The organism is Sulfitobacter sp. NFXS29, from assembly GCF_040148765.1.
GTDB lineage: Bacteria > Pseudomonadota > Alphaproteobacteria > Rhodobacterales > Rhodobacteraceae > Sulfitobacter.
Genome location: NZ_JAGDED010000001.1, coordinates 372,069 through 384,257, shown reverse-complemented (window position 1 = coordinate 384,257; position 12,189 = coordinate 372,069). Strand labels below are relative to the sequence as shown.

The window sequence follows — 12,189 nt, the reverse complement described above, 5'->3', positions numbered from 1 at the left end:
CGGGGAGGAGAAGCGGGGTCCGACGCCTGACAATGCGGCGCTCAGAGCGCGACATTGATTGCTGAAGGTCATAAGCGCTGTGGCTTACAGACCGTCGTATTCTTCTGTCACCAGCGCTTGGGCGTGCTGCGGGATCTGGTTGCGGTCGATGCCCGCGCGTTCCAGCTGGTCGTCGCTCATGCCGTTCAACACGGACTGCATACGCGAAATCTGCATCTGGGTGACGCCACGCGCCAGCAGGCTGCCGACTTTGCCAGCAGCGGTGCCAAGTGCACCGAATACCGGAGCGGTCGCGTCACGCTGGGAGAAACCGTGAGGGGCGGATAGGGTGTCGTTATACTTCATAGGTCTGTTCCTTCGAAAGTTCTTCCGACGCCACACGCCGGATGTCGTACCGCGCGATGCCGATGTCCGACAGTTCGCGATCACTCAGTACGTTAAGTTCTGTGAAAGTTCGGTTGTAAGCTGCGCGCCGGGCCTTGATCTGGGCCACACGACGGCGCATGCCGTCAAAGGTGTGATGAAGCCCATCGAGCGCGGAGCTCAGGGTGGTGCCACGTGAGATTGCCATCGTCATAAGCGCAACTCCTTTCAGAATGCTGCAGGTGCATTATCAATGCTGCAATGCAGAAGTAGTACGCTCTGACCCGATTTTGAACCCGCAGAATTTGCATAGGCGCTATGCCCGTCGCGAAAGGCCGGGGGCTAACTATAGGTAAACAGCCTAAAATTTTTGCGCCGATACACAGGAAATGTGCATCGGCGCAACGCAGCTGGGCTGCAATCGGGGAATTTGGGGAATGGGGGCGATCTAATCCGCCCTACCCGTCTGAGTCGTTTAGCTCACAGGTTCCCAAGGGCGCGTATAGACGCTGAGCACTTTCGATACGTCGTCATGCGTGGCGTCGTGCATGGTGACCTGAGCCACCAACCCGCGCTTTTTGTCGTCTATCACGTCGGTCACCCGTGCGGCACAGCCCGCCTTCTCAAGGCTGCCATTGTAGACCCGCGTGATCGCATCCTTGCGCAGATCGGGCTTAAAGATCTTGCCCACGGCGGTCTTGGGCAACTCGTCCATGATCTTGAGGTGTTTTGGCTGGGCGGCACGTTCGGCGACATGCTCGCGCGCGAAGGCGAGCAGTTCCTCTTCGGTGACCTTGGCACCCTCCACCAGTTCGACAAAGGCACAGGGCACCTCGCCCGCGTGGGGATCGGGCTGGCCGATGGCCCCGGCAAAGGCGACGGCCTCATGGCCCAGCAATGCCTCTTCGATCTCAGCCGGGTCGATGTTGTGACCGCCGCGGATGATCAGGTCTTTGGCACGGCCCGTGATCCAGATGTAGCCATCCCCATCAATCCGGCCTAGATCGCCGGTGCGCAGGTATTTCTCGTGGTAGAAGAGGTCTTTGTTCTTGTCTTCCTCGACATAGGTATGGCCCGCAAAGACACCGGGGTTCGACACGCAGATCTCGCCAATCTCATCCGTTTCCGCGTCAATCGGCCCGTCCGCCGTGCCCTTGATGATCCGCACATCCGAATAGGGGAATGCGATGCCGATGGAACCGACCTTTTTGGGGCCATCCGTCGGGTTACAGGAGACAAGGCAGGTCGCTTCGGTCAGGCCGTAGCCTTCGACCAGCGTGACGCCTGTGGCCTTTTCAAAGCGGCGGAAGAGTTCCAGCGGCAGCGGGGCCGAGCCAGAGAAGGCGGTCTTTACGGTGTTGACATCCGCATCGATCGGGCGCTGCATTTTGGCCGAAATCGCCGTCGGCACGGTGATGATAAAGGTGATCTTCCACCGCTCGACCAGCTTCCAGAAGTTGTCAAAGACGCCATCTCCGCGATAACCCTGCGGCGTCGGAAAGACCACATGCGCGCCCGACGACACGGCGGCCATCAGGATGACGTGGCAGGCAAAAACGTGGAACAGCGGCAGCGGACACATGATATTGTCCTGCTCGCTGAACAGCAGGCGATGGCCCAGCCAACCGTTGTAGATCAACCCGGAATACTTGTGCTGCGCGACTTTGGGCATCCCGGTGGTGCCGCCGGTGTGGAAATAGCAGGCAACGCGGTCTTCTTGCACATCCTCGAAGTTGAGCGAAGTGTTCTGCTTGGCGATTTCGGCGTTGAAGTTGAGGTATTTCGCTTGGTTGTTCACCATCCCCTTGGGCCGCACCAGCGGGACGATCCAGCTTTTCGGCGGGGTCAGATAGCGGACCAGATCAACTTCGAGCACCGTATGCACCTTGGGCGCAAGGCGCACCGCCTCGGCGGTCTTTTGGGCCACATCGGTTTTGGGGAAAGGCCGCAGAGTAACGACGACCGATGCGCCGACCTCGCGCAGGATCGCGCCGATCTGTTCGGCATCCAGCAGCGGGTTGATCGGGCTGACGATCCCGGCCACGGCGCCGCCCAGCAGGGTGATCGTCGTCTCGTTACAGTTCGGCAGCACATAGGCCACCACGTCTTTCTCGCCCACGCCGAGGCTGCGGAACAGGTTCGCGGCCTGCGTCACACGGCCATGCAACTCTTTCCAGCTCAGCGTTTCGGCCTTGTCTTTTGGGCCTGAGAATATCTGATAGCTGACGGCGTTGTGGTTGGGGAATTTCGCGGTCGTATTGCTCAGCATTCCGTAGAGCGTCTTGGCCACGTCGCGGTCTTCCCACGGCATTTCCGCCGCGATGGCATTGCGGTCTTCGATCCCGGCGAATGTCATGGTGTCTCCTCCCCTATGCCGGTGTTCCGGCTTATTCTCCTCGCGCCAGATTGCGGTGAAACGCGCCGTTTCGCAAGCAATCGGCGGCAACAAACGCAACGTCACACGAGGGTGACGTAACGCCGGGGTTGCGTGGTTCAAGTTTGCCTTAGGCTGCGGCGACGGCCCCATCGGTGAATTGCAGCCGCGCCAGACGCGCATATAGCCCGTCGCTGGCCACCAGTTCGTCATGGGTGCCGATGGCGGCGATGCGCCCAGCTTCCATGACGACGATGCGGTCAGCCTTTTTCACCGTGGCCAGACGGTGCGCCACGATCAACGTGGTGCGGTCGGCACTCAGACGGTCCACAGCAGCCTGCACCAGACCTTCGCTTTCTGAATCCAGCGCAGAGGTCGCCTCATCCAGCAACAGCACCGGCGCGTCGCGCAGGATGGCGCGGGCGATGGCGATGCGCTGTTTCTGCCCGCCCGACAGCATCACGCCACGCTCGCCCAGATAGCTGTCATAGCCCTCGGGCAAGGCGGTGATGAAATCATGCGCCGCCGCGGCGCGGGCGGCCTCCTCAACCTCTGCGTCGCTGGCATCGGGCCGTCCAAAGCGGATATTCTCGGCCGCCGTGGCGGCAAAGATCACCGGGTCTTGCGGCACCAGCGCAACAGCACGGCGGAAGTGATCCCGCGCCACATCGCGCAGGTCGACACCATCCAGCGTGATCCGCCCCGACTGCGGGTCATAAAAGCGCAGGATCATCTGAATTATTGTCGTCTTCCCCGCGCCCGAGGGGCCGACAAAGGCCACCGTCTCACCCGGATTGATCTCAAGATCGATGCCATCCAACGCCGCCACATCGGGCCGGGCGGGATAGGTGAATTGCACGTTCTCAAAGGCGATCTTGCCCGCCACGGGCTGCGGCAGGCTGACCTGCGCCTCGGGCGCCGGATCTTTCACCGTGTCCTCGGTCTGGAGCAGATCAACCAGCCGCTCCGTGGCACCCGCTGCGCGCTGCAACTCGCCCCAGATCTCGGACAGGGCGGCGACCGCGCCCGCGACCATGACCGCATAGATCACGAATTGCACCAGCGCGCCCGCGCTCATCGCATCGGCGCGCACATCCCGCGCGCCGATCCACAGCACGCCCACCACGCCCGCGAAGACCAGAAAGATCACGATCACCGTCATCGCGGCGCGGGTCTTGATCCGGCGCTGCGCGGCGTCGAATGAGGCTTCGGTCATCTGCGCGAATTGGCCCCGGCTTGCGGCCTCATGGGTAAAAGCCTGCACTGTTTGCACCGCGCCCAGCGTTTCAGAGGCATTGCCCGAGCTGGCAGCGATCCAGTCTTGGTTCTCTCGGCTCAGCACCCGCAGGCGGCGGCCCAGCGTCAGGATCGGGATCACCACCGCAGGCACGATCAGCAACACAAGCCCGGTGAGCTTGGCCGAAGTCAGCAGCATCAGCCCCAAGCCCCCGACAAAGATCAACAGATTCCGCAGCGCGATCGAGACCGAAGAGCCGATCACCGACAGGATCAGCGTCGTGTCGGTGGTGATCCGGCTCAGCACTTCGCCGGTCATGATGCGCTCATAGAACGAAGGGCTCATGCCCACCACGCGGTCAAAAACCGCGCGCCGGATATCGGCCACCACCCGTTCGCCCAAGCGCGTCACCAGCGCATAGCGTAGCCCGGTGCCCACGGCGAGCAGCGCCGCGATCAGCAGGGCGGCAACGAAATAAAGGTCGAGCAATTCGCTCTCCCCGGTGCCGAAATTGTCGATCACCCGGCGCACGGCCAAGGGCAGCGTCAGCGAGATCATCGCGGTCAGCACCAGCGCCGCCCCGGCGGCGGCCATGAGCACGCGGTAAGGGGCCATGAAGGGCATCAACGCCGCCAGAGCGCCGATCCGCCGCGACTTTTCGCGTTCATCTTTGGCGGACTGTGCGGGGGCTGGGGTGCGGGCCATGGGCTTTCCTTTGTCTTTCCACATCGGTCATGGCTCGGGGGCTGGGCAGGGTCAAGCAAGACCGGCCTCATAAGGACAATCTGCCGCCCCTGTTGGGCGCATCAGGCGCAACTATCCCGCGCGTTGACGGCGGTCTAAACAGGTCTGGGAAAGAGTGGAGCGGGCGGCGGGAATCGAACCCGCATCATCAGCTTGGAAGGCTGAGGTCTTACCATTACACAACGCCCGCGCTACGGCCTCCCTCCTATTTTATCGCTCTGCGAGCGTCAAGTGGAGCGATGCCCCTTTGGCAAGATCAATCGCATGAGCCTGCTCTTGCCAGTGGCCCGTCATCAAGGTGGCAGCCCGGCCCATGGGGCACTAGCTTAGCGTTATGGGATGAAAACGAGGCATTGGCATGGACGCCAGATCGGCTCAGGACCAAAAGCGCGAAGTCGTGTTGACCCACGGTGTTCTCAGCGAGAACCCCGAGGACCTGTTTCACGGCACCGGGCTGCGGGTCGCGCGCGCAGTTCTGCACGAAGCGGTGCTGCGCCTGTGGAGCGATGACGCCTTTGGTATGGCCGGAAACGTGGCCTTTCGCGCGCTACTGGCGATTTTCCCGTTCCTGATCTTTACCAGTTCGCTCACCGCCTTTGTCGGCGATCGGTCGATGGCCGATGACTTGATCCATTTCCTGATCGCCATTGTCCCCCCTGCCCTGATCGAACCCATCGTGTCAGAGGTGGAAAAGGTCATGACCGTGCCGCGCGGCGATTTGCTGAGCGTGGGTATCTTGCTGACCGTCTGGTTTGCTGTGGGCGGGGTCGATGGGGTCCGCATCGGCTTGAACCGCGCCTATGGGCTACGCGAGACGCGCTCGGTCTTCACGATCTATGCGGTGCAGGTGGCCATGGTGCTGCTGGCGAGCCTGATCCTTGTGATCGTCGGATACCTTTTAGTGCTGGCCCCGCGCGCCGGGTCTTGGCTGCATATGCTGATGCCGGGGTTTGATCCGGGGTCGGTGACTGTCGGCCTTGTCCGCTTCCCGGCCTCGGCCACGATCCTGCTGGTCGCGCTTTTTGCCGCCCATGTGATCCTGCCCGCCCGGCGCACGAAGTTTAACAACATCTGGCCCGGGGTGGTGGCCACCGCCGTTGCGTGGACCCTGCTGGCGATGCTGTTTTCGTCCTACCTGCGCAGCTTTGGCACCTATGCCAGCTATTACGCGGGCATGGCTGGGATCATCGCGGCGCTTTATTTCATGTATCTCGCCGCACTGGTACTGATCTTTGGCGGCGAGTTGAACCGCGCGCTGCGCATTCGCAGACTGGCCCGCGCGATGAGCGATTAACCCTCAATCCCTTTCGCAGGGCGTGCCCGCAGCGCCCCAGACCGTCACATCATGCACCAGCGCATCAAGCGACCCCTTGGGCACCGACCGTCCCGCGCCAGGGGCGAAACCCCAGTTCACGAAAGCCGAGTTTTGCAGGTGATCTACCAGTGAGGCGATGTCATGCCCGTCGTTGGTCTCAGGGTCGCGCAACTGGGTGCAGACCTCTGCCGAGGTCTTGCCGAGCCACGCCAATTCCACCGGAGGCAGCCGCCATGCATCGTCGATATGCGGCGGGGCGTGGGGCACGGTATTGGCGGCGGCAGAGGTGACATGGCAGGCGTCGCAAGGAATGCTCTCGGCCCCGATCCGGCTCTCGCCCGCGCGCACGTTCATGCCATGCACCGCCTCTGGCCCATAGCCCAACGCCTGCCACATCGGCTGCCCCTCTTCGCCCACATGGCAGTTGGTGCAGCGCGGATGCGCAGTGACAGTAAAGATCCGCTCCCACGCCGCCAGCCCCTCCGCCCGGTCAGGCGCGTCCTGCGCTACTGCAGGGGCGGCCAGCATCAGCGCGGCACAGGTCAGGAGGTACTTCATGCGAAATCCACGGATTTGGAGAGGGGGAGTTCACGGATACGCTGACCCGTGGCGGCAAAGATCGCATTGGCCAGCGCAGGCGCGGCAGGTGGCACGCCCGGCTCACCGATGCCGCGCAGTTTGCCGCCATTCTCTAGCCCACGCACCTCGATCTTGGGCGTCTGGTACAGCCGCAGCCCTTCGTAGAGGTGATAGTTGTCCTGCTGCGGCACCCCGTCGCGATAGGTAAGCTCGCAGTTCATCGCATGGCCCAATCCCCAAATCACCGCCCCGGAAAGCTGCGCCTCAAAGTTCACCGGGTCCAACACGCGGCCCACTTCGGCGACCACGAAAACGCGGTCGATCTTGAGGCCCGCATCGGTCTGGCTGACCTCGACCACCTCGGCCACCGGCACGCCGAAGGACAGGCAAAACGCCAGCCCCCGGCCCCGCCCCGGCCCAAGGTCCGCGCCCCAATCCGACATCTCGCCCACGGCCTCCAACACCCCGCGCGAGGGCGCATGGGTGCAAAGCCGCAACCGTTCCTCCAACGGATCGACGCCTGCGGCATGGCACATCTCATCCATGAAGCTTTCGTGCAGAAACCCATTGCCCGACGCCCCGACCGAGCGCCACGAACTGACCGGCACCATCGCCGGCACCCGGTGGCCGGTGACGCGGTAATCGGGGATCGCGAAGGGCTGATCCCACGCCCCCGCGACGATGGCGATGTCGGGGCCAAAAACCGGCTGGTTCAACCGCGCCATCTGCGATTCCGCCGTCGAAGGTGCCGCGATGGCCAGATCATAGGCCGCGATCTGCCCGTCCGAGACCTTGCCACGCGCCCGCGCCATGGCCAGCGGGCGGGGGAAGTCATGGGTGAAATCCTCCTCGCGCGACCAGACCATCTTGATCGGCGTGCCGGGCATTTGCATCGCCACTTCGACGGCGCGCAGGGTATAGTCATCCTCCAACCGCCGCCCGAAACTGCCGCCTGACATCAGCACATGGATATGCACGTTCTCGGCGTCGATCCCGGTCAGCGCGGCGACATTGGCCTGCATGAAACGCGGAATCTGCGTGCCGGTCCAAATGTCGGCGCGGCCCTTCTCAAGCTTCACCACGACGCTCATCGGCTCTAGCGGGGCGTGGGCCAGATAGGGAATGCGGTACTCGGCCTTCAGCACATCGCCCTCGGCAAGGGCCGCGGACATGTCGCCGTCATCGCGGAACCGGCTGTCTTGGCGGTCCTCGGTAAAGGAGGCCGCGACCGCTTTGAACTGCTCCGCCGTATCGCCGGTATAGGGCGACGGCCCCCAATCGCATTCCACCGCCTGCGCAGCCTGAAAAGCCCGCCATGTATTGTCGGCCACCACGGCGACGCCGCCGGTGATGGGCAGGACCGCCTCCACACCGCGCATCTTTTCGGCGCGGCCCGCATCAAACCCCATGATCTTTCCGCCCTGCGCCGGGTTGGTGCGGGTCGTGGCGTGGAGCATCCCTTCCATCGCCATGTCGATGCCATAGGTCTGGGTGCCGGTGGATTTCGGCACGATATCGGTGCGCATTTGCGCCTTGCCCAAATGCCGCCAGTCGCTGGGATCGCGCAGCGTAACCTCGGTCACTGGGTCGATCTCTGCTGCTGCGGCGGCAAAATCTTGATAGGCCAATCGCATCCCGTCGGGCAGCACCACGGCGCCCGCTTCGGTCTTAAGCTGGCTCCGCTCTAGACCTGTCTGAGCCACGGCGGCGGCCAAAAGCGTTTCACGTGCCACAGCCCCGGCCATGCGCAAGCGGTCATACATATCCGGCACGGTAGAACTGCCGCCGGTCAGTTGCAGCCCCAGCAGTTTCCCCGCCACATCCGACGCCCCGCGCCCGGTCCGCGCGAGCAGCGTCTCCGAGGTCGCGGCAATCGGCATCGCCTCAACCCCCACCACGCCGTTGTAATAGACCGGCGAAGGAGGGCCGGGCGTGATCTGAACCGCATCAAGATCGACGTCCAATTCCTCAGCAATCATATGAGCTTGGATAGAATATGCCCCCTGCCCCACATCGGCGCGCGGGGTGATCAAGGTGACGCCGCTCGCGTCGATTTTGACGTAGGGAGTGATCGCCGCCGCGCCGGGGGCCAGCCCCTCAAGCAGCGGGTTCTTCAGGTCACGTTTATAAAGATAGGTGCCAAAGGCGACACCCCCGGCAATGGCCGCAGAGCCGACGATAAAACTACGGCGGGTGATGGTGCGCAGGCGCGACATATTCAGGCCCCCCGCAGTCGGGCGGCGGCGCTGTGGACCGCAGCGCGGATGCGCGGATAGGTGCCGCAGCGGCAGAGGTTCCCGCTCATCGCGGCGTCGATCTGATCGTCCGTCGGCTCGGGGTTCAACTCAAGAAACGAGGCTGCCTGCATGATCTGTCCGGATTGGCAGTAGCCACATTGCGCGACCTGATGCTCTACCCATGCCGCCTGTACCACATGCAGCGCTTCCGGCGTGCCCAAGCCTTCGATGGTGGTGACATTGCCGTTCACATCCGCCGCCCGCAATTGGCAAGACCGCACGGCCAGCCCATCAACGTGCACGGTGCAAGCACCGCATTGCGCGATGCCGCAGCCGTATTTCGGCCCGGTGATTCCCAACTCGTCGCGCAAGACCCACAGGAGCGGCATGTCGTCTTCCACGTCCACTTCGTGGACCGTGCCGTTAACCGTCAATTCCATCGGTGATCCTTCCGCCCTGTTGGCCTTAATGTAACCAGCGGCGCATATCGCGCAAGGCTGCGCGCGGCGGGTCGCGCAGCGTCATTTTGTCAGAGCGTGGCAGGCAGGTGCCGCCCCTTGGCCTATTCGAGGTCTTGCGCCGTGAGGGCGCGGTGGATCTCGCGGCGCACCAGTTTGCGCACATTGCGGGTGATCCGTTCGCCCAAAGCGCCCTGCAACTCGGCGCGGACGATCTCTGTCACCAGATCGCGCAGCGCGTCTTCGTCAAGGAACTGGTCATCGCCCGCCACGCCTTCGTCTTGCGCGGAGGCGGTATAGCCGAATTCCGGTGCGGTCGCCGCCGGATCGGCGACACGCGGGCCGCTGTCGGCGAAACGGCGCACCTGTTCTTCGACCTGCGGTGTCGAGGGCTGCGGGCGGCGCGGGGCCGGTTTTTCGGCCTCTACCGTTGCCGTGTCGGCGATCGGTGCTTCTGGCGCCTCAAGCTCCGCATCGTCTTTCCACTCCATCGCCGGGGGCTCTGTACCGGAATAGTCGTTGTCGCCGGGGGCGTCGGGGTCCCAATCGTCAGAGATCTTGCCGATGGCTGTCTCCAACGCGGCCAGCTTGTCACTGCGGCTTGCGCCCGTGGCCTTGGCCACCGCCTCGGAGACGGTCCGGGCCTTGGTCTCAACCTCCGCCGCGGCGTCTGAAACGGGCTCTGAAGCGGGGGTGCCGTAGTCTTCGGCATGCAGATCACTGGGATCGTCATGCAGCATGTCATAGTCCAAAGGCGAGACCTTGGCGGGGTCAACGGCGGCGGGCCGCGGGCGGTCTTTGCCGTCTGAAGTGGCTACCCTGAGCGCCGGGGTCAGCACCAAACGGTCGCTCGACGCGCTTGGCGTTTTGTCGGCTGGCGGGGTGGCGGGATGGCGGGCGGAAACGAAGGGACGCTCTGCCTCCTCGGCACTGTCATCCTCTTCGGTCTGCATGGCTTGGGTAAGGCTCAGCGGCTGCGGCGTGGCCTTGTGGGGCTCGCTGGTCTCATCATCGGAATCGGGGCGTGCTGGGCTGGCAGTGGTGGCGCGCAGCGACAGATGCGGGGTGAAGTCCTCCGACGTGATCTTATCCGCCGCGGTCGAGCGCATGCTTTTGAACTCTGCCCCCTCGTCCTGCTGCTGTGGGGCAGCAGCCTGAGCCTCGGCGTCGCTTACAGGACCGGGCGCCTCAACGGGGCTGGGCACCGACGGGGGGTTGGACGTTTGCAGGGGACGCTTGTCTTCGGATACCAATCGGCGAATCGACGACAGCACGTCTTCCACCTCCGCATTTGTGACGGGTTCGGACATATTTCTCTACCACTCTTGCCTCGCGGATAGCTTAACCGCGCGGGAGGATTCTCACAATGGGGCGGTGCAAAATGCCAAACGGCCGTGCGAAATGTCAGTCTTTTTGCAACGCGCGCAACACGCGATCCAGCGCTTGGCCCTCTTTGGAGTATTTAGCAGGGGCGTCCTTAACAAGGTTGTAATAGGCCCCCGCGTCATAGATCTGCACCGGCAGCTTCAGGTCCTGCGCGGTCAGACGGCCAGTCGCCGCCAGCACCGAATAGGCCGCCACATAGAGGTTGGCGCGGGCCGACACGCGGGTCGATTCCGCGTCCAGCAGCGATTGTTCGGCATCCAGCACGTCCAATGTGGTGCGCGCGCCGAGGGTGGCTTCTTCGCGGATGCCGCGGAAAGCGATACGCGCCGCACGAATTTGCCTGTCAGAGGCCTCCAACTGCGCGCGCGCCGAGGCCAGCGTGGCATAGGCGTTGCCCACTTCCTGCTCTACATCATGGCGGACGACATGCAGGTTCGCACGCTGTGCGTCACGCTGCGCCATCGAACTGCGCACGGCCGAGGACAGCGCCCCGCCCTGATAGATGGTCTGTCCAACCTCCACCCCGACGCTGCCGCTGCGGGTATAGGCCTCACTGTCGAAGGTCTCGTTCAGGCCATACTGGCCGTTCAGCGTGATCCGAGGGGCCATGGCCGCCTCATTGGCTTCGACGCCAAGATCGGCAGCCGCCACCTGATGCTGTGCGGCGATGATCGACGGATGGGTGCGCACGGCCAAGGCCTTGGCCGACGCGAGATCACCCCCGATATTCGGCAGGCTCGGCGGTTGGCTGAGGTTGCCGGGCGCATGGCCCACCGCGTTGCGATATTCCTCGACCGCGCGCAGCAGGGTGCCTTCGGCCCCGGCCAGCCCGCTGCGGGCATCGGCAAGCTGCGCTTCGGCCAAGGCCACATCCGTGCGGGTAACTTCGCCCACGTCGAAACGATCCCGCGCGGCGCGCAGTTCTTGGGTCAGCAGCCGCAGGTTGTTGTTGCGCAGCTCGACCGTTTCCGAGGCTTCGATCACGCCCATATAGGCCGCAACCGCGCGCAAAAGCACCTGCTGCTCTAGGTTCACCAAAGCCTGACGGGTGGCCAGCACAGTCTCTTTCGCGCCTTCAATCCGATAGGCGCTTGCGCCGAAATCATAGAGCAACAGCTCACCAATCAGGCTGATCGACGCCTTGAGACTTTCCGTCGACTGGGCCGGCAGCAGCGAAGAGCTGCGCGTGGTGCCGAAGCTCTGTGTAAGCCCCGCCGCCCACCGCAGCACGGGTTTCAGCGCCGACTTCGCCGTGGCAACATCCTCATCGGCGGCGCGCAAAAGCGCGCGGTTCTGTTCAAGCAGGCCCGAATGCTCATAGGCCCCCACCAGCGCATCGGCCAATGTTTCAGCCGATGCCGGCCGCGGCAGGGCCGCGCCGCTCGCCAAAACAAGGCTCACCGGCACTGCGATGGCAAAACGTTTGAGGGTTTTCGTGAAACTGTTCGCGCTCATGGCTCAATGCCCCTGAATGGCTTTTTTAGACCTTGTAGACC

The 12,189-nt window shown here is 63.6% G+C and carries 10 protein-coding genes and 1 tRNA gene; 1 reads left to right on the top strand and 10 read right to left on the bottom strand.

Features of this window, described 5'->3' with window-relative positions:
- Positions 1 to 84: 84 nt before the first annotated feature.
- From J3456_RS01930 to J3456_RS01910, 5 genes are all read right to left on the bottom strand, one after another.
- Positions 85 to 345: a hypothetical protein gene (locus tag J3456_RS01930; RefSeq protein ID WP_349578663.1), complete on the bottom strand. Its 261-nt coding sequence runs from the start codon at positions 343 to 345 to the stop codon at positions 85 to 87.
- Positions 335 to 577, bottom strand: coding sequence for a DUF1127 domain-containing protein (locus tag J3456_RS01925; protein WP_240791579.1), 243 nt, complete (start codon positions 575 to 577; stop codon positions 335 to 337). Before J3456_RS01925 ends, J3456_RS01930 begins: the two co-directional genes overlap by 11 nt.
- Before the next feature lie 261 nt (positions 578 to 838).
- Complete coding sequence (locus J3456_RS01920; RefSeq protein WP_349578661.1) at positions 839 to 2,719, bottom strand: acyl-CoA synthetase; 1,881 nt, start codon at positions 2,717 to 2,719, stop codon at positions 839 to 841.
- 148 nt (positions 2,720 to 2,867) lie between these two features.
- Positions 2,868 to 4,679, bottom strand: a complete 1,812-nt coding sequence (locus J3456_RS01915; RefSeq protein WP_349578660.1) for an ABC transporter transmembrane domain-containing protein — start codon at positions 4,677 to 4,679, stop codon at positions 2,868 to 2,870.
- A gap of 155 nt (positions 4,680 to 4,834) precedes the next feature.
- A tRNA-Gly gene (locus J3456_RS01910) sits at positions 4,835 to 4,908 on the bottom strand.
- A 168-nt stretch (positions 4,909 to 5,076) separates the two neighbouring features.
- Between J3456_RS01910 and J3456_RS01905 the strand changes: the two genes are divergently transcribed.
- The gene (locus J3456_RS01905) at positions 5,077 to 6,012 is read left to right on the top strand and encodes a YihY/virulence factor BrkB family protein (RefSeq protein WP_120351583.1); all 936 of its coding nucleotides are present in this window, start codon (positions 5,077 to 5,079) and stop codon (positions 6,010 to 6,012) included.
- Positions 6,013 to 6,015: 3 nt separating this feature from the next.
- Here the strand turns inward: J3456_RS01905 and J3456_RS01900 are convergent, their stop codons facing one another.
- From J3456_RS01900 to J3456_RS01880, 5 genes are all read right to left on the bottom strand, one after another.
- Positions 6,016 to 6,591: a hypothetical protein gene (locus tag J3456_RS01900; protein WP_349578659.1), complete on the bottom strand. Its 576-nt coding sequence runs from the start codon at positions 6,589 to 6,591 to the stop codon at positions 6,016 to 6,018.
- Entirely contained in the window at positions 6,588 to 8,828 is a 2,241-nt protein-coding gene (locus J3456_RS01895; protein WP_349578658.1) for a xanthine dehydrogenase family protein molybdopterin-binding subunit, read from the bottom strand. The genes J3456_RS01900 and J3456_RS01895 overlap by 4 nt, the downstream gene beginning before the upstream one ends.
- A 2-nt stretch (positions 8,829 to 8,830) precedes the next feature.
- On the bottom strand, positions 8,831 to 9,289 hold the full coding sequence (locus tag J3456_RS01890) for a (2Fe-2S)-binding protein (protein ID WP_067935422.1): 459 nt from the start codon (positions 9,287 to 9,289) through the stop codon (positions 8,831 to 8,833).
- A 122-nt stretch (positions 9,290 to 9,411) separates the two neighbouring features.
- Positions 9,412 to 10,617, bottom strand: a complete 1,206-nt coding sequence (locus J3456_RS01885) for a hypothetical protein (RefSeq protein ID WP_349578657.1) — start codon at positions 10,615 to 10,617, stop codon at positions 9,412 to 9,414.
- A 94-nt stretch (positions 10,618 to 10,711) separates the two neighbouring features.
- Positions 10,712 to 12,148 carry a TolC family outer membrane protein gene (locus J3456_RS01880; protein WP_349578656.1) on the bottom strand — a complete coding sequence of 479 codons (1,437 nt, stop codon included), beginning with the start codon at positions 12,146 to 12,148 and terminating at the stop codon, positions 10,712 to 10,714.
- Positions 12,149 to 12,189 lie beyond the last annotated feature (41 nt).

Excerpts from the sequence above, each read along its gene's own strand:
- J3456_RS01930 (WP_349578663.1), bottom strand. The coding sequence starts at position 345 with ATGAAGTATAACGACACCCTATCCGCCCCTCACGGTTTCTCCCAGCGT.
- J3456_RS01925 (WP_240791579.1), bottom strand. The coding sequence starts at position 577 with ATGACGATGGCAATCTCACGTGGCACCACCCTGAGCTCCGCGCTCGAT.
- J3456_RS01920 (WP_349578661.1), bottom strand. The coding sequence starts at position 2,719 with ATGACATTCGCCGGGATCGAAGACCGCAATGCCATCGCGGCGGAAATG.
- J3456_RS01915 (WP_349578660.1), bottom strand. The coding sequence starts at position 4,679 with ATGGCCCGCACCCCAGCCCCCGCACAGTCCGCCAAAGATGAACGCGAA.
- J3456_RS01905 (WP_120351583.1), top strand. The coding sequence starts at position 5,077 with ATGGACGCCAGATCGGCTCAGGACCAAAAGCGCGAAGTCGTGTTGACC.
- J3456_RS01900 (WP_349578659.1), bottom strand. The coding sequence starts at position 6,591 with ATGAAGTACCTCCTGACCTGTGCCGCGCTGATGCTGGCCGCCCCTGCA.
- J3456_RS01895 (WP_349578658.1), bottom strand. The coding sequence starts at position 8,828 with ATGTCGCGCCTGCGCACCATCACCCGCCGTAGTTTTATCGTCGGCTCT.
- J3456_RS01890 (WP_067935422.1), bottom strand. The coding sequence starts at position 9,289 with ATGGAATTGACGGTTAACGGCACGGTCCACGAAGTGGACGTGGAAGAC.
- J3456_RS01885 (WP_349578657.1), bottom strand. The coding sequence starts at position 10,617 with ATGTCCGAACCCGTCACAAATGCGGAGGTGGAAGACGTGCTGTCGTCG.
- J3456_RS01880 (WP_349578656.1), bottom strand. The coding sequence starts at position 12,148 with ATGAGCGCGAACAGTTTCACGAAAACCCTCAAACGTTTTGCCATCGCA.